The sequence below is a fragment of the Pseudoduganella rivuli genome, from assembly GCF_009674485.1.
Lineage (GTDB): Bacteria > Pseudomonadota > Gammaproteobacteria > Burkholderiales > Burkholderiaceae_D > Rugamonas > Rugamonas rivuli_B.
Window position 1 is genome coordinate 168,869 of sequence record NZ_WKJJ01000008.1, and the last position, 17,257, is coordinate 186,125.

Sequence of the window (17,257 nt, forward strand, 5' to 3'; positions counted from 1 at the left end):
TCTGCGGATCAGCGCATCGGCTGCTCCAGCTCGACCTGGCCAAAACCCGCGAGTTGCGCATGCGACTTGCCGAAGTACCCGCTCCAGAAATCTTGCAACAACTGCATGGCGCGCCGGTCGCTTTCCGGCTTGGCCTTACCGCCGTCGGGCAGCAATCCTGCCGCCAGCACATAAACGCGGGCGCCGCCGAAGTCGCCGAACAAGTGGTGGCTGTCCGCCGTGCGTAGCTCCATGACCGGATCGACGCGGCGCACGGTGCGGCGGTGGTCGGCGTAAAAGTCGCCGGCCTCCGAATGCTCCAGCATGTCCGACACCACCAGCACCACCTTGTTGCGGGCAGTGGACGCCTGCACGGCTTGCGACAATGCCCGCATGCTGCCCATCACTTCCGTGTGTCCCGTGCTGCCGGTCGCCGTGTCGAACAGCCGCTTGAGCGCCTGCGCCGTGTACTGGCGCGCCATCTGTTTTTGCGTCAGCAGGCACTGGTCGAAACGGGCCAGCAGGGATTTGGACAGGGCGCCGCGCGCCGCGCTGTCCAGCGGCGTATCGAGCCGCCCGGACAAGACCAGGTCGGGCTGCGGGGTTTTCTCCGCCGAAGGAAAGACTGCCACCGCGATCGTGTTGCCGGCGACCAGGAACGGCTTGATGTAATCCATGACCTGGTGCCGAAGCTCCGCGTCGAGCGGCGTGGTGGCGTCGATTGCGACGAACAGCGCCGTGTCCGGCGGCCCCGCCTGGGGAACCGCCCCGCCCCGGCACTGGGGCAAGATATCGGCGCCCTGCGCCACCGCTGCCGCACAGGCCAGCACCATGGACAAAATCAGTCGCGAGTTCACGGCACACCCCTCTTATGTTGATCCGGCTCATAAGTTGTCCATACAATTCTCTCACATTTCCATCGGGAAACAATTATTTTTTGAGAGAATTTTTATGCAGGACGAAACGGGGCGGCCGCAGCTTAGCGCTGCGCGGCGGGATTGGCTTCCGCCATGGTGCCTTCAACGAAAGGGTTGCCGGCTGCGGCGGGAATAGCAGGAGCAACCGGCTTGGCCGTGGCGGCAGCCAGTTGCGGCGCGGCGGCAGGCGCCGCTGCCGGCTTGGCCGCCTGCGGTGCTGCGGCGGCAGGCGCTGCCGGAGCAGCCGGAATAGCCGCTGGAGTGGCCTGCGACTGTACCTGCTGCGCATTTTCAATCTGGCGCAGCATGATGGTGACGTTGCTCGGGTAATTGAACCCGGCGCCCGTCTGGCGGTCCACCACATAGCCGATCACGCCGCCCGCCAGGATATTGCCCCAGGCGCCGCCGTTGGCTTTCGATACCACCGTGGCATTGCCGGCCAGGCCCTCTTTCTTGCAATCGATGGCAAGGTCGCCCGTGCTCTTGTGCACGGTAACGCTGGCCGGCGACGTCAGGAACCAGCTGCCCGCGTCGTTGGACAGCGTGCAGCCGATGCCGGCCACTTCCTTGTTATCGAGCACCGTGATGACGGACAGCGGCTGGATCTTCTCGCCCGTGATGGATGCGCATCCCGTCAGCGCCAACATGGCGGCCAGTGCGGCGTATTTGGTCATAAACTCCCCTGTGTGGTTATTTTTTGGAGGCCGAAGCATAGCGTATTGTTGCACTTTAAAAACTAACCAATACTCACGGAAAGAAAAACGCCCGCTGATTCAGCGGGCGTTCAGGGGAAACAAGGACAGCTTATTTCTTCAAATGCTGGTCCAGCCAGCCCAGCACCGTGTGGTGCCACAGGATGGAATTGGCCGGCTTCAGCACCCAGTGGTTTTCATCCGGGAACACCAGCAATTTGCTTTCAATACCCTGGCGCTGCAGCGCGGTAAACGTGCTCAATGCCTGCGCGGTCGGGATGCGGAAGTCCTGGTCGCCCTGCACCACCAGCATCGGGGTTTTCCACTTGGCCACGTGGTGCACCGGGTTGAACTTTTCGTGTCCTTCGGGATTCTTGAAGTACGAACCGCCGTATTCCCACTCGGTGAACCAGATTTCCTCGGTCGAATACGCCATGCCGCGGATATCGAACACGCCGTCGTGGTTGACGATGCACTTGAAGCCGTCGGACCAATTGCCTTCGATCCAGTTCATCATGTAGCCGCCATACGACGCGCCCAGCGCGCACGACTTGTCGCGGTCCAGCCACGGGAACCTGGCCGCCGCTGCCGCCAGGCCCAGCTTCAAGTCTTCCAGCGGTTTGCCGCCCCAGTCATTGCTGATGGAATCCGTGAACGCCTGGCCATAACCGGTCGAGCCATGGAAGTCGATGAACACGGTCGCGTAGCCTGCGCCCGCATATACTTGCGGATTCCAGCGGTAACTCCACGAATTGCCGAAGCTGCCCTGCGGGCCGCCGTGCACCAGGAAGGCGACCGGATACTTCTTGCCTGCTTCGACTTTCCATGGCGTCATCACGTAGCCGTAGACCGTGTCGCCATTGGCGCCCTTGAACGAGAATTGCTCGTACTCGCCGTACTGCACGTCTGCCAGCGCCTCTTCATTGTTGGCGGTCAGCTTTTCAGGCTTGGCCGCGACGCCCAGTTTCATCTTGTACAGTTGTGCACCGGACGCCAGGTTCGCTTGCGCCATCACCAGCGTATCGCGCGCCATCGTGAAGGCAGACACATAGCCGGGACCGCTGAGCGGTGTGGCCTTGCCGCTGGCCGCATCGATGGAGAACAGGCGGTGCTGGCCCACGTCATCGGCCGTCGCCAGCAGCGATTTGCCGTCCGGCGCCCAGTGGAATTCCGCGACGGAACGGTCCCACGCATCCGTCAACGCGCGCTTCTGGCCGGTGGCCACATCCATCAGCACCAGGTGGAAACGGTCCGCTTCGAAGGTCGGGCGCTTCATGGCGGCATAGGCCAGCGTGCGGCCGTCCGGCGAGAATTGCGCCTTGGTGTCCCAGGCAGGGTTGTCGGCCGTCAGGTTGCGCGGTTGCGCACCGCCCGCAGCCGGCACGGAATAGATATCGAAGTTGGTGGACCAGGCTTCGGTTTTGCCGGCGATACGGGCATTGAACACGATGGTCTTGCCGTCCGGGCTGAACTGGTATTCCTCGTGGTCGCCAAACGGCTTCGACGGCACGTCGCCGTCGAGCGAGCCGGACAGGCTGACCGCATGGCCTGCCTTGCCATCGGAACGGATCGGGGCGCTGTACAGCACGGCATTGCGGCCATCCCCCCACGTATCCCAGTGGCGCACGAACAGGCGGTCATACACCTTGCCGGTGGCTTTGTTCTTCGCCTGCTCATCGGCGCGCTTTTTCGAGCATGCCAGGTCCGGGCAATCGCGGAACACGGCCATGCTGAACGCCAGGCGGTCACCTTTCGGCGACACGCGGAAATTGTCTACATCCAGCGGCAAGTCCGTCACGCGGGCCGCTTCGCCGCCACCGAGCGGCAGGCGCCACACCTGGTTGCTGCCGGAACGGGCCGACAGGAAATACACGGCGTCGCCATTGGGCGACCATTCGGGATCGGTGCTGCTGGCATCGGCCTGGGTCAGGCGCTGCGGCACTGGTTTGGCGGCGCGCAAGTCGATCATCCACAGCTGGGTATTGCCGCGGTTCTTGTCCAGGTTGGTACTGCGTACCGTGTACACGACCTTGGTCGCATCGGGTGACAGTACCGGGTTGCCCACGCGCTCCATGGTGGCCAGGTCTTCGACGGTCAAGCCGCGCGGCGCGGCATGGGCATGCTGTACACCGGCCGCAGCTAATGCGGCCGCGACTCCCAGCAGACGTAATTTCATTCGGGTATCTCCGAGTGGTATTTATAAAAAATGCCAGCTTTTGGCCGGCAGCCGAACATCATACCAAACTTGAAAGAGAAACCCGGGGGCACAAAGAGAACCGCCGGACCTGTCGATCCGGCGGCAAAGGGAGACTACGCGGGCGACGGACCCGCCCGCGCGCTGCTACAAGTTAATCGTACGGCCGTTACCGCAACGCGATCCGCACGTATTCCGTCGGCTGGCCTGCTACCGAAGATGACTTGGCGATCAACATTTCGCCACCGAAGTCGCCATCCATCTTCCGTTCCAGCGTGATCTTCAACGACAAATCCTTGGCCACGAACTTGCCATAGCCGGTGGCCGCGAGTTCATGCCGCTCGCCATCGTCCAGCTGGGCATACATGGTCGATCCGCGCTCCGTCAGCGCCAGCACCTGGCCATTCGACAAATCATAGGCGCCGCGATACGTGTCGAAACCGGCGCCGGCCTTTCCGACCGTGCGATCCGGCATGACGATGCTGTAGCCGGGCACTTTCACGGTGGGGGACGCATCCTGCGACTGGGCAAATACAGCAGGGGCGGCAATGGCCAGCAAGGCAATCAGGCTAATTTTTTTCATGATGACTGCTCCAAATAGTCGAACGGGTTGAACTCCAGGCAGCAGGGTCTTGTCCTATTCAGGCCCTGCATAAAATTCATCATAGACAGCTTTACGTGGCTTGGAAGGGATTGCATCATAGTATTTTTCTCACCTTCCCTTACGTGGCATAGACCGCTTGCATCCTGATACAGAATGGTCGGCTACAATGAAAAATATGACTATTTCCTTCGAAACCCCAAACCAGCCGGACGTGGTGTCCCTGATCGCCGAGCTGGATGACTATTTGTACGCGCTGTACCCTGCCGACAGCGTGTATGCCCTCGATATCGCGACACTGGACCAACCCAACATCCTGTTCGCAGTGGCCCGCGACAGCGCCGGTGCGGCGCTCGGTTGCGGCGCCATGGTGCTGACGCCGGAGTATGGCGAAGTCAAACGCATGTATGTGCGCCCTGCCGGACGCGGGCAAGGCTTGTCGCACAAACTGCTGGACTTGCTGGAAGGCGAAGCGGTCAAGCGCGGCTGTACCCGCTTCATGCTGGAATCGGGACCGGACCAGCCGGAAGCGCTGGCGCTGTACGCGAAACGGGGCTATGCGGTGCGGGGGCCGTATGGCGATTACCGCGACGACCCGCTCAGCGTGTTCATGGAAAAGGCCGCGCCGTGAGCCAGCCGGACAGCCTGCTGCAGTTGCGGGACTTGACGCGGGCCTTTGCGCGCGAACGGGACTGGGAACAATTCCACACGCCGAAGAACCTGGCCATGGCGCTGACCGTGGAAGCGGCCGAGCTGGCGGAACACTTCCAGTGGCTGCAGACCGGCGCGGACCATGAGCTGGACGCGCGCAAGCGGGAAGGCATCCGCCATGAACTGGCCGATGTACTGCTCTACCTGGTGCAACTGGCGGACAAGACCGGCGTGGATCTGCGCGCGGCGGCGCTGGAGAAAATCGCCCTGAATGCGGCCAAGTATCCGGCAGCGCAAGTCAGGGGCGATTCCCGCAAATACGATCAATACGATTAATACGATTAATACAGTTTTGATCCTTCAGCGCGCCAGCGCCGCCACCATTTTCTCGAACGCGACGCTGTGCACCGGGTCCGCATAGGTGCGCTGCTGCGCCGCCCGCAACAGCGACAGTTCCATTGACGACAGGCGGCGGTGCGCACTGCTGCCGTCGGCCAGGTGGCATGCATGGAAGTGCATCGGCGCGCGCGGATCGAGCAGGTATACCATGTCCAGGCTGGCCGGATCGTAGGCGACTTTCACGGGCCACTGGCCATGCCTGGCGGCGCGCTCGAACCATTGCTCGTCGAGCGCACGCGCGCATTCATAGTGACTGCCCTGCACGCGGATGCCCTGCGCCGTCACCATCGCATCGGTCACCGGCAACAGGCAGCAGCGCACCAGGTCTTCGGCGAACTGGCGCAGCGCGGCGCCGCGCTGCACCGTACCCCACACCCACAATTGCTGCGGCGTCGCGCCGCCCTGCGGGTTGCTGTGGTTGTAGTGCAGCACGCTGTCGATGACGAGGCGCGTGAATTGTTCCAGGTCCAGTACGCCATCCATGCGCGCGCAACGCAAGGTATCGCCATCGCCGTCATCGCGGGCCGCGCCTTCGAGCAGCGGAATGCGGCGCGCCAGCTCCGCTTGCAGTCCGGGCGCGTGGCCTTCGTGGGGCGGTGCGACCAGGCAGCGCGTGTGGAACTGGTTCAGCAGGTTGTCATGCTCGATATCGACACCCGCGGCCAGCGTCGCATCGGCAAACACCAGGCCCGGCAAGTGCTGCGCGGGCCACAGGGCGGCGCCGATATCGCGGCCGAAGCGCAGGCAGTAGCGCTGCTTGTCCGCGGCGCAGTTGGCCAGCGCCAGCAGCGCGTGGCGCCAGTTGGGGCGGTCCATGCCGACGTAGATGCCGGTCACCATGCCGCTGAAGACATCGGTGGCGGTGTAGATCACGGGACGGCCCAGGGCCTGGCTGCGGTCTGCCCGCGACACCAGCCGCAAGTCGGCCTGCACCGCTTCCAGCCGGAACGCGGCGCCCGGCCGGCCGGGACGGCCCGGGTCCATCCCGGCCGGCAGCGGCGGCTGCGGTTGAGGCCGGGCCATCAGGTAATCCTGCTCCAGCCAGTAACTGAACTGGCCGTAGGTGGGCAGCGCGGCATCCCGCGCGCCCGGCTGCACGCGCATGGTTTCCGTTTCAATCGTCCGCTGGCAGAAAAAGTCAGCGAGCATCTGGTCGAAGACGGCACGGCGGGCGAACGGCGCGGCGCTGTCCGGCAGGCGCGTGGCGGCCACGCGGAAGATGCGGCGCATGGACGCGTCGGCATTCACGCCGGGTGGCGCGCCAGCCTTGCGGGGACGACCCCGCTGCACGCCTTCGGACACGGCGCGGATCTTGCCGCGCGCGCCGGAATTCGCGTAATCGGGCAGCAGCGCATCCGCGCTCAGGCCGCGCTGCCAGTAGCGCCGCAAATAGCGGTAGACAGTGGGATGCGACACGTCGTGCCGCTCCATGCAAGCCTGCACCAGTTGGCCGCGCCGGCGCGGTTCATAAATCGCCGGCTCCTGCGCCACCAGGTCGTTGATGACTTGCCACGCGCGGTCGCGGATCTGCAGGTGCTTGGCGGGACGGCGCAAGGGCTGGGCCGGGGCAGGCCACGGGTCATCCGCCAGGCGCCGCGCACGGCCGGCCGCGAGATCCGCTTCCAGCATGGAAACGCGCGCCAGCTGCGCTTCGGCAGTCTTGGGCAATACGTTGAAAATATAAGCCGCCGCTCCGGCGTCATCGACCCACAGCACACGAAACACTTTACGCTGCGGACCGGCATACTCGATCAGGTCGTTACGGGTTATCACTGGCGCCCCTCGCAAGACAGGAAAAATATACATGTCTATGCAAATTCCGGGCCAGGCATGATTTTGCGGTAAATCACAGCGGCCACGCCAGATTGAGGCGCTTTTTGGTGCGACGCAGCATTTTATGTGCACCAATTCAGTGCAACGGTGCCTTGAAATGCAATGACTTTTTTTCCTGACAGCATTTAAGTTCCTGGCACTTTTTGGTGATTGGAATGAAGTGCCAGGCGCTTTCTTGGAAATGGGAAATTCGCCTGGCGTGGCGCAGGTTTCAGCGGCGGCGGTATTGGGCGGGGGTATGGGCAACTTCGCGTTTCAGCAGCGCGCCCAGGTGGGACTGGTGGGAAAAGCCGCAGGCGGCGGCGATGTCGGCCAGGGACGCGTCGGTGCCGCGCAGCATGCGGCGTGCGCGTTGCAGGCGGCGTTCCGTGATCCACGCGTGCGGCGTCATGCCGGTGGTGTGGGTAAAGCTGCGCAGGAAACGCAGTAACGGCATGCCGGCCAGGTCGGCCAGGCCTTCCAATGGCAGCGGGGAAGCCAGCATGGCGTCGATCGCGTCCAGCACCCGCGCGTGCAGCGCGCGGTCGGCATCATAGGCCGTGGCGGGCACAGTTGCGCCATCGAGCAACAGCGCTCCATGCGCCAGCAGCGCGGCGGCATGCTGTGCCGCTTGCTGCACATCGGGCTGTTGCGACAGCAGCAGGCGCCGCAAGCTGCGCGCCAGCGCAATGGCTTCACGCTGGCCACGGAACAGGCGGCGCGGCGCCCCCGTCACCGGCGGCGCCACCGCGCGATCGGCCTGCACGACCAGGTATTCGCCGCCATGCGCGGATTCGGAAAACACGGGCACGCCCGGCGCGGCCAGCGCGAATTCACCCGGCCAGGCATCGAAATCGCGGCGCGCTTCGCCCGCCACCGCGTGCACGCCCCGCTGCCGTTCCAGCGCCACGCCCATCACACAGGCGGACGATGCGCCGTCGGCTGAATACGGTGCGGACGGCAGCAACGCGATGCGCGCCCAGCCAACGTCCAGTTCCACCATGCCCATGCTGCCGCCCTCCCCGCCGCGCTGAAATTTCGTGATAGACCGGCATGGCCGGCGCAACCTATTCTAGCCTCACCTCAAGGAGACGATATGAAAACCATCGGCCTGATCGGCGGCATGAGCTGGGAATCCACCGTGCCGTACTACCGCCACATCAATGAAACCATCCGCGAACGCCTGGGTGGCCTGCATTCGGCCCGCGCCGTGCTGTACAGCGTGGATTTCCACGACATCGAGCAATTGCAGCGCGCCGGCGACTGGGAAACGGCAGGTATGGTCCTGGCCGACGCGGCCCGGCGGCTGCAGGCGGCCGGCGCCGATTGCATCGTCCTGTGCACGAATACCATGCACAAGGTCGCCCCCGCCATTGCGGCGGCCTGCGCCCTGCCATTGCTGCACATCGCCGATCCCACGGCGCGCGCAATCGAGGCGGCAGGACTGAACACGGTGGCCCTGCTGGGCACGCGTTTCACGATGGAACAGGATTTTTACCGCGAACGGCTGGAACAGCGCCACGGCCTGGCGGTGCTGACGCCGGCCCCCGGCGACCGCGCCATCGTCCACCGCATCATTTACGAGGAATTGTGCGTCGGCGTCGTGTCGGAGGCGTCCCGCGCGGAATACCAGCGCATCATCGGCCAGTTGGCTGCGCGGGGCGCCCGGGGCGTCATCCTGGGCTGCACGGAAATCGGATTGCTGGTGGGGCCGAACGACACGGCGCTGCCGCTGTTCGATACCACGGCGATCCATGCGCGCAGCGCCGCCGAATGGGCGCTGGCGCAGGATTAACGCGCGGGCAATGCGCTTAGCGGGCCTTGAAGCTTTTGCCCGCCTTGGCGCCGCCCTTGGCCGGCTTGACCGGTTCCTTCGGCGGCGTGTGCTTGCCCGACATCGGCGGCATGGCGTCCGCGTGGCTGATGCGCAATTGCTGGCCCCCCACCCACACCTTGCCCAGGTGGCGGAAGATATCGTCAGGCATACCGTCCGGCAATTCGATCATCGTGTGGTCGTCGAACATTTCAATGCGGCCGATGTACTTCGCCTCCAGCCCCGCCTCGTTGGCGATCGCGCCCACGATATTCGATGGCGTCGCATTGTGCTTGATGCCCACCTCGAGACGGAACGGCGTCATCGGCAGGTTGACCTTGTGCTTGTCCTTCTTTTTCTTCTTCGGCGCGTCGTCGTCGAAGCCCGGTTCGCCGAACGCAGGTTCGTCGTCATCGGCGCGGGCGCTCAGTTCCGGTTCCGGCCGTGCGGCCTTTTTCGGGGCCCGCTCTTCGGCCGCCTTGCGCGGCGCCGGCGCCGCAGTTGCCGCAGGCGCCGCCGGCACCGGGTCGCCATCGCGGCTGATGCGCATCGCCTGGCCCGCCACGCGGATGCCGCGCAAGTGTTCGATCAGATCCGGCGGCAAGTCGTCCGGCATATCCAGCACGGAAAAATCGTCATAGATTTCAATGCGGCCGATGAATTTCGAATCGACGCCGCCCTCGTTGGCAATGGCGCCCACAATATTGCCCGGCTTGACGCCGTGCTGGTAACCCACTTCGATGCGGTACGTCTGCATGCCCGGCTCGGACGTGCGCGGCAAGCGCTCTTTCTTCGGCCGCTCCATGCGTTCGCCCCGGTCGGGACGGTCGCCACGATCGCCACGGTCGGCGCGCTCAGGACGATCGGGACGGTCCGGGCGCGGCTGGCCGTCTTCATGCCAGCCCGTCTCACGTTTCTTGTCCAGCAGCAGCGGCTTGCCGCCGCGCGCCATCAGCGCCAGTGCGGCGGCGATTTCCACGGCCGGCACATTGTGTTCGTTTTCGTATTCCTCGATCAGGCTCTGGAAGTGTTCCAGCCCGCCCTGCGCCAGCGTATCCGTGATCTCGTCCTTGAAGCGGGCGATCCGCACGTCGTTGACGGCGTCCAGCGTCGGCAATTCCATGCGGCCGATCGGCTGGCGCGTGGCGCGCTCGATGGTTTTCAGCAGGTTGCGCTCGCGCGGCGTGATGAACAGGATGGCTTCGCCGCTGCGGCCCGCGCGGCCGGTACGGCCGATACGGTGCGTATAGCTTTCCGCGTCATATGGCACGTCGTAATTGACCACGTGGCTGATACGCTCCACGTCCAGGCCACGCGCCGCCACGTCGGTGGCGACCAGGATATCGATCTTGCCGTCCTTCAGCTGGGCAATGGTGCGCTCGCGCGATGCCTGCTGCATGTCGCCATTGATGGCGGCTGCCGAGAAGCCGCGCGCCTGCAGGCGTTCCGCCAGTTCTTCCGTACCCAGCTTGGTGCGCGAGAAAATGATCATGCCGTCGAACGGTTCCGCTTCCAGGATGCGGGTCAGCGCGTCCAGCTTGTGCATGCCCGACACCAGCCAGTAGCGCTGGCGGATGTTTTCCGACGTCGTGGTCTTGGCCGCCACCGTCACTTCGCGCGGGTCGTTCAGGTAGGTGGTGGCGATGCGCTTGATCGGCGCCGGCATGGTGGCCGAGAACAACGCGGTCTGGCGCGTGGCCGGCGTCTCTTGCAGGATACGCTCGACGTCGTCGATGAAGCCCATGCGCAGCATTTCATCGGCCTCGTCCAGCACCAGGGTTTTCAGCGCGGACAAATCCAGCGAACCCTTGTCGAGGTGGTCGATCACGCGGCCCGGGGTACCCACCACCACGTGCACGCCACGGCGCAACGCGGCCAGTTGCGGGCCATAGCTCTGGCCGCCGTAAATCGGCAGCACGTGGAATTTCGGGATATGCGCGGCATAGCGCTGGAAAGCTTCAGCCACCTGGATCGCCAGTTCGCGCGTCGGCGCCAGCACCAGCGCCTGCGGCGTCATCTGTTTCAAATCGATGCGCGACAGGATCGGCAGCGCGAACGCGGCGGTCTTGCCGGTGCCGGTCTGCGCCTGGCCCAGCACGTCGCGGTTATCAAGCAGATAAGGGATGGTGGCGGCCTGGATCGGCGAGGGGCTTTCATAGCCCACTTCTTTCAGCGATTTCAGGATCGGCGCCGACAAATTCAGGTCGGCAAAGAGAATTTCAGGTGTTCCAGACATGGCGTCACTCACAGTTAATGATCGAATCGCCCAATGCGAAACAAAGGTGACAGTTTACCCTTTTACCGTCCACCCTGTGCGAAAAGCACCTATTTCCATGCAATTTGCCCGCTTTTTGAGCATAGAAAACCGCATATACCGACTATCTCAGCCATGGGGCAGCCAGGGCCCGGAAAGCGGGGCATGATGGGGCTCCACCAAGGAGCCCGCCATGTCCCTGTCTATGAATGTCATCTTCCGCCCCCAATTCACCGAAGAACAAGCCGCGGTGATGGACCCGATCAAGCAATACATCGAAGGCCACGCGCGCGACGACGCCTCCTTCATGCGCCAGGCCTTCCTGCCGACCGCCCACATCGAATCGATGCGCGACGGCGTGTTCACGTCGTGGCCGCTGGACGTATATTGCCAGCGTTTCAAGGGCACGCCGGCCGCCGATGAATCCGAGCGCCAGCGCATCGTCGACTGGATCGACGTGCACGGCACGTCGGCCGCCGCGCGCCTGCGCCTGATCCACGGCGCCACCACGTTCACCGATTACTTCGTGCTGCTGAAAACGGAAAACGGGTGGAAGATCGCCAACAAGGCGTTCCACGGCGAACCGACCGCCGCGTAAGACTCACCCAGTACCCGGCAAGGTTCATGCGCTGAGGCGGCGCCTGCATGGCGGCAAGCCTTTGGCTTACCGCCCTACCGGGGACGATGCTCGTCCGAGACCGCCGCCAGCGCCATATCTTCCACCATGCCCGGGGCGATCAGCTTCATCCACCGCCCCAGCCTGCCCTTGGCCGACATCACCACTTCGCGCTTGCGGCGCTCCATGCCGTCGATGATCAGCCGCGCGCACTCAGCCACCGGCATCGCCCCCTCTTCCTTCAGGCTGCTCGAGCCCAGTTCGCCGCCCGCCGCGTTATAGCCGCGGTAGCGGATGCGCGTATCGACCACGCCAGGATACGCCGTGGTGACGGAGACGCCGGACGCCTTGAGTTCGGCCCGCAGCGCTTCGAAAAAGCCGGACATCGCGAATTTGCTGGCGCTGTACGCCGTGCGTCCCGGCACGCCGACCAGTCCCGCCAGCGACGCCACCGCCACCACGCTGCCGCGCGACTGCTTCAGGTAAGGCAGCGCCGCATGGGTGCACCAGACGCTGCCCCACAGGTTAATCCGCATCATCTCCTCGTACCAGCCCAGGTCTTGCACGTCTTCGAACAGCGCGTGGCCGGAGCGGCCCGCATTGTTGACCAGCGCATCGATGCGGCCAAACGCGTCCACCGTGGCCTGCACCAGTTGCCGGCACTGCGCCTGGTCGGCGACGTCGGTCGGCACCGTCAGGGTACGCACGCCGTACGTGGCGCATTCGGCGGCCACCGTATCGAGCATGGCGGCGTTGCGGGCGGCCAGCACCAGCGCCAGTAGTCCGGCCTGCCCGCCGGCGGCGCGCTGCGCCAGCTGGCGCGCCATTTCCGCCCCGATCCCGTCCGATGCGCCCGTGATGATAATGACCCGCATAACGTCTCCTTGTTGTCGATCCGGCAAAGGTTAACATGTTCGCCACGGCAGTGGTCAGCAAGAGTAAGATATGCGGTCCGCGCCGCCAGCTTCGAGCGGTACGGCCATCGAACCTGTCACCTTTTCACTACGGAGCCCCCATGCGCCTTCGCCCCCTGGCCGCAGCAATCACCGCCGCCGCCCTGTCTTCCGCCCTCACCAACGCCCATGCCCAGCAAGCCCCCGTGTTGACGGAAGGCCCGCTGCGCGCGCACCTGGCATTTTTGGCCGATGATTTGCTGGAAGGACGCGGCACGGGCCAGCGCGGCGGCGACCTCGCCGTGCGCTACCTGGAAACGCAAGCTGCGCTGATGGGCTTGAAACCGCTGCAGGATGGCACCTATCGCCAGCCGGTGCGCTTCCGTGGCACCAGGCTGTTGCCGGGCAGCGGTATCACGTTCCAGGCAGGGACGGCGCGGCTGTCGCCCGTGGTCGGAGAAGGCGTACTGATCGGCACAGGCAGCGGCAAGGCCAGCCTGAGCTTCGATGCGCCACTGGTGTTTGTCGGCTATGGCGCCACGGCGCCGGAAGAAAAATGGGACGACTACAAGGATGCCGACGTCAAAGGCAAGATCCTCGTCATGATGGTCAACGACCCGCAGCCGACGGCGGAAGAGCCGAACCGCTTCGCCGGCAAGGCGTACACGTACTACGGCCGCTGGCTGTACAAGTTCGAAGAGTCCGTGCGCCGTGGCGCCGCCGGTGCGCTGCTGATCCACACCACGCCGTCCGCGTCGTACCCGTGGAGCGTGCCGGCCAACGGCTTCGGCCACGAGCGCTTCCACCTGAACAAGGAAGGCAACCAGGTCGAAGGCTGGCTGCACGAGGACACGGCGCGCGACCTGTTCAAATCCGCCGGCTTCGACCTCGACGAATTGCGCGCCAAGGCCGAATCGCGCGATTTCCGTCCGGTCGACCTGAAGACCGCGGCGCACGTGGAATTGCGCAGCGCCGTGCGCCAGGTCGAGCAATTCAACGTGGCCGGTATCGTGCCGGGCCTTGACCCGAAGCTGAAGGAACAGGCTGTCGTGTATTCCGCCCACTGGGACCACCTGGGCATCGACGAGGGCGTGCGCCGCGAAGGCAAGACCGACCATACGTACAACGGCGCGATCGACAATGCGTCCGGCGCCGCCGCGCTGCTGGCGATGGCGGCGGAGGCCGTGAAAAAACCCGCCAAACGCACGCAAATCTTCCTGTGGCCGGCCGCCGAAGAACAGGGACTGTTGGGCAGCGCCGCCTATGTCGCCAACCCGGTCTGGCCGCTGAACAAGACCAGCGCGGACCTGAACCTGGACAGCATGAATTTCGTGGGCCGCACCAAGGACATCGGCGTGGCCGGCGCGGAGCGCAGTTCGCTGTATGCATCGGCCGGCCAGGTGGCCAGGAAAATGGGCCTGAAACTGGCGCCCATGATCCCGGACATTTCCGGCGCCTACTTCCGCGCCGATCATTTCAATTTCGCCAAGGCCGGCATCCCCGCGTTCAACGTGGGTTCCGCCGTGTTTTCCGGCGACGGCCACTTCGAATTCGAAAAAGACCAGCAGGCGTCCAGCGCGAAACTGGTGGCGTTCAAGAAGGATTACCACCAGGTGACGGATGAATACCACGCGGACTGGGATTTGTCCGGCATGGTGCAGCAGGCGCAATTCACGCTGAACCTGGGCTATGCGGTGGCCAACGACCCGAAAATGGCCAGTTTCAGGAAGGGTGACCCGTTCGCCAATGTCAAGCGCTAAGGACCAGCGGGGGCTGTGGCCAAGCCCCCACACTTGCTTGCCGCGAAGGGCAGATCGGTCTACCCTAGTGGATCAATTGGCAACGGGAGTGCCAAATAAAAGCGATGGATTTTTGCGTCAGGCAAGGCGCAAACCGCAGCGATAGCGACCTATCGCGAGGATTTGCAACGCAGCATGGCGCGAAAAGACGCGCTTTTATGGCACGAGCCGTTGCCAATTGAGCCACTATTTATCCCTTTTCCTTTTGACATCATGACGACTCGGCTGCCCGCAGCGTGTTTTGCGTTGGTGCTGGCGTCGGCATGGGCCGGTGCGCAGGCCGAGGAACAGCGCTTCGACATCACCCGCTTCGACGTGGTCGGCAACACCCTGTTGCCGGACGCCCAGGTACAGGCGCTGCTGGCGCCTTACCGGGGGCCGCAGCGCAACTTCGCCGACGTGCAGCGGGCCCTGGATGCGCTGGAAAACGCGTACCGGGCCGCCGGTTACGGCGCCGTCCAGGTGGCGCTGCCGGAGCAGGAAGCCACGTCCGGCGCCGTGCGCTTCGACGTGATGGAAGCGAAAATCGGCAAGATTACGGTATTGGACAACCGCCACTACAGCGCGGACAACGTGCGGCGCGGCTTGCCCGCGCTGCAGCCGGGCGCGTCGCCGAATTTGCGCCGGTTGTCGGAAAACGTGCAACTGTCGAATGAAAATGGCGCGAAACAGGTGGAAGTGTCGCTGGCGGCCGGCGACAACGATGACATCGTCGACGCCAACGTGCGGGTGACGGACCGCAGCCCCCACCAGGGCGGCCTGTCCGCCGACAACACGGGTACGGACGCCACGGGCAAGTGGCGCACGGGCGTGTTTTACCAGTACGCCAACCTGTTCGACCGCGATCACGCCGTCAGCCTCGCCTACACCACGTCGCCGGACAGCCCGGCCGGCGTCAAGATCCACAATTACAGCATCGGCTACCGCGTGCCGCTGTATGGCTGGGGCGACAGCATCGACGTCATTTACGGCAAATCCAGCTCGAATACGCCCTCTTCCACGCCGACCCTGGGCGGTGCGCTGAATATCGTCGGCAAGGGCGACGTGGTCAGCGTGCGCCTGAACCACAACTTCCCCCGCGCGGGCGAAACCACGCGCAAGCTGGTGGCGGCCCTCGACTATAAAGCCATCGATGCGCGCTGCACCGCCGTCGACGGCACGCCTGTCAGCACGGCGCCACCGACACCGCCGCTGGCCAGTTGCGTGCCCTACACCGTCATGCCGCTGTCCGTGCAATACATGACGTCGACCCGCAGCGGCATGGCGCAAACCGACGCCAGCGTGGGGCTGGCCGTCAACCTGCCCCGTGGCGTGGACTACACCAACATCACGGGTCGCAGCGACCGCTATTCCTATCTGACCAGCGGCAACCGCGATACGCGCGACCGCCTCGTCATCCTGCGCGGCGCGGCCAGCTGGTTCCGGGGATGGCACAACGACTGGCAAACCCGGGTGGCCGGCAGCGTCCAGTACGCGCTGCAGCCGCTGGTCTCGGCGGAAAGCTTCGGACTGACGGGCGCGAATTCCGTACGGGGTTTCGACGAACGGGTGCTGTCCGCCGACAGCGGCGTGATCGCCAATGCCGAACTGTATGCGCCGGACCTGGCGGCCGTGCTGGGCTGGGATGGCAGCCTGCGGCTGCTGGCCTTCGTGGACGGTTCCCATGGCCATAACCGCGCCGCGCAATTACCCGTTGCCGCCAGTGTTTCCGCCGCCAGCGCAGGCATCGGATTGCGCGCAGCGCTGGGAAAAAGCGTTACTATCAGGGTGGACGTGGCGCGGGTGCTGGAGGCGGGCCGCGCCCCCGGCGTTGCGCGCGGCGACCACCGCGCCCATATTTTCCTGACTGTGGGGTACTGAGATGGCTACCCTGGATCGTTACGCCACCCCGCTCGCCGCCATGCTGTGCGGGATGGCCTGTACCGCCGCCCTGGCGTCGCCGGGCGATACGGTGGCGCAAATCACGCACTTGTCCGGCGTGCTGACGGCCAAACAGGCCGATGGCAATACCAGGATGCTGTCCGTGAAATCCCCGGTGCGCGAAGGCGATGTGCTGACCACGGAAAACGAAGCGTATGCGCGGTTGAAATTCATCGACCATTCGGAAATGGTGCTGCGTCCGAATTCCGTGCTGAAGATCTCGGAATTCACGTTCCGCGAACCCGACCCGAAAGGCGACAAGGTGCGGCTGGAAATGCTGAAGGGCGGCTTCCGCGCCGTCTCCGGCATGGTGGGCAAGCGCAGCAAGGAATCCGTGAGTTTCAGCCTGCCGACGGCCACCATCGGTATCCGCGGCACGCATCTGGGCGCGCTGTTTTGCCAGAACGATTGCGGCGGCGTGCCCACGCCCAACGGGCAGACACCGGCCAACGGCTTGCACCTGGACGTGGTGGTGGGCGGCATTTCCGTGACGCCGGTGACGCCGCCGGGCGTCCCGCCGATGCCGCCCGCGCTGCTGGACGCCGGCCAGTTCGGCTTCCTGCCGCCGGCGCAAAACGGCGTGCAGCCGCCCATGATCCAGGTGCCGGCCAGCCAGGCGCCGCAAGTGCGGATGCCGGCATCGATCAGCCAGAATGCCCCGGCGCCGGGCGTGTCGGGGAAAAATTCCGAACCCGAGTGCGTCGTTCAGTAGCGTGG

At 64.6% G+C, this 17,257-nt stretch carries 15 protein-coding genes; 7 read left to right on the top strand and 8 right to left on the bottom strand.

What is annotated here, in order from left to right; all coding sequences use genetic code 11:
- Window positions 1–8: 8 nt before the first annotated feature.
- From GJ700_RS14280 to GJ700_RS14295, 4 genes are all read right to left on the bottom strand, one after another.
- The gene (locus tag GJ700_RS14280) at window positions 9–836 is read right to left on the bottom strand and encodes a hypothetical protein (protein WP_154374893.1); all 828 of its coding nucleotides are present in this window, start codon (window positions 834–836) and stop codon (window positions 9–11) included.
- Window positions 837–958: 122 nt separating this feature from the next.
- Window positions 959–1,570 carry a hypothetical protein gene (locus GJ700_RS34995; RefSeq protein WP_195763901.1) on the bottom strand — a complete coding sequence of 204 codons (612 nt, stop codon included), beginning with the start codon at window positions 1,568–1,570 and terminating at the stop codon, window positions 959–961.
- A 130-nt stretch (window positions 1,571–1,700) separates the two neighbouring features.
- A complete protein-coding gene (locus GJ700_RS14290) occupies window positions 1,701–3,764 on the bottom strand; it encodes a S9 family peptidase (RefSeq protein WP_154374895.1) in 2,064 nt (687 codons plus the stop codon).
- A gap of 187 nt (window positions 3,765–3,951) precedes the next feature.
- Window positions 3,952–4,365: a hypothetical protein gene (locus GJ700_RS14295; RefSeq protein WP_154374897.1), complete on the bottom strand. Its 414-nt coding sequence runs from the start codon at window positions 4,363–4,365 to the stop codon at window positions 3,952–3,954.
- Between the two features lie 196 nt (window positions 4,366–4,561).
- Here GJ700_RS14295 and GJ700_RS14300 point away from each other — a divergent pair, with 196 nt between their 5' ends.
- Both GJ700_RS14300 and GJ700_RS14305 read left to right on the top strand, forming a co-directional pair.
- Entirely contained in the window at window positions 4,562–5,014 is a 453-nt protein-coding gene (locus GJ700_RS14300) for a GNAT family N-acetyltransferase (protein WP_154374899.1), read from the top strand.
- Window positions 5,011–5,370: a nucleotide pyrophosphohydrolase gene (locus GJ700_RS14305; RefSeq protein ID WP_371867956.1), complete on the top strand. Its 360-nt coding sequence runs from the start codon at window positions 5,011–5,013 to the stop codon at window positions 5,368–5,370. The genes GJ700_RS14300 and GJ700_RS14305 overlap by 4 nt, the downstream gene beginning before the upstream one ends.
- 24 nt (window positions 5,371–5,394) lie before the next feature.
- Here GJ700_RS14305 and GJ700_RS36105 read toward each other — a convergent pair whose 3' ends face one another.
- Both GJ700_RS36105 and GJ700_RS14315 read right to left on the bottom strand, forming a co-directional pair.
- Window positions 5,395–7,206: a TnsB C-terminal domain-containing protein gene (locus GJ700_RS36105; RefSeq protein WP_154374901.1), complete on the bottom strand. Its 1,812-nt coding sequence runs from the start codon at window positions 7,204–7,206 to the stop codon at window positions 5,395–5,397.
- A 271-nt stretch (window positions 7,207–7,477) separates the two neighbouring features.
- The gene (locus GJ700_RS14315; RefSeq protein ID WP_154374903.1) at window positions 7,478–8,254 is read right to left on the bottom strand and encodes an AraC family transcriptional regulator; all 777 of its coding nucleotides are present in this window, start codon (window positions 8,252–8,254) and stop codon (window positions 7,478–7,480) included.
- A gap of 87 nt (window positions 8,255–8,341) precedes the next feature.
- Here GJ700_RS14315 and GJ700_RS14320 point away from each other — a divergent pair, with 87 nt between their 5' ends.
- Entirely contained in the window at window positions 8,342–9,040 is a 699-nt protein-coding gene (locus GJ700_RS14320; RefSeq protein ID WP_154374905.1) for an aspartate/glutamate racemase family protein, read from the top strand.
- 16 nt (window positions 9,041–9,056) lie between these two features.
- Here the strand turns inward: GJ700_RS14320 and GJ700_RS14325 are convergent, their stop codons facing one another.
- Window positions 9,057–11,294 carry a DEAD/DEAH box helicase gene (locus GJ700_RS14325; RefSeq protein ID WP_154374907.1) on the bottom strand — a complete coding sequence of 746 codons (2,238 nt, stop codon included), beginning with the start codon at window positions 11,292–11,294 and terminating at the stop codon, window positions 9,057–9,059.
- 211 nt (window positions 11,295–11,505) lie between these two features.
- Here GJ700_RS14325 and GJ700_RS14330 point away from each other — a divergent pair, with 211 nt between their 5' ends.
- Complete coding sequence (locus tag GJ700_RS14330; RefSeq protein WP_229507004.1) at window positions 11,506–11,910, top strand: nuclear transport factor 2 family protein; 405 nt, start codon at window positions 11,506–11,508, stop codon at window positions 11,908–11,910.
- Window positions 11,911–11,984: 74 nt separating this feature from the next.
- Here GJ700_RS14330 and GJ700_RS14335 read toward each other — a convergent pair whose 3' ends face one another.
- On the bottom strand, window positions 11,985–12,803 hold the full coding sequence (locus GJ700_RS14335; protein WP_154374910.1) for an SDR family oxidoreductase: 819 nt from the start codon (window positions 12,801–12,803) through the stop codon (window positions 11,985–11,987).
- A 140-nt stretch (window positions 12,804–12,943) separates the two neighbouring features.
- Between GJ700_RS14335 and GJ700_RS14340 the strand changes: the two genes are divergently transcribed.
- The 3 genes from GJ700_RS14340 (at window position 12,944) to GJ700_RS14350 (ending at window position 17,252) form a co-directional block, all read left to right on the top strand.
- Window positions 12,944–14,581 (top strand): M28 family peptidase, encoded by a 1,638-nt coding sequence (locus GJ700_RS14340; protein WP_154374912.1) that lies wholly within the window; start codon window positions 12,944–12,946, stop codon window positions 14,579–14,581.
- A 252-nt stretch (window positions 14,582–14,833) separates the two neighbouring features.
- A complete protein-coding gene (locus GJ700_RS14345; protein ID WP_229507005.1) occupies window positions 14,834–16,480 on the top strand; it encodes a ShlB/FhaC/HecB family hemolysin secretion/activation protein in 1,647 nt (548 codons plus the stop codon).
- Window position 16,481: 1 nt separating this feature from the next.
- Entirely contained in the window at window positions 16,482–17,252 is a 771-nt protein-coding gene (locus GJ700_RS14350) for a FecR family protein (protein WP_154374914.1), read from the top strand.
- The last annotated feature ends 5 nt before the right edge of the window (window positions 17,253–17,257 follow it).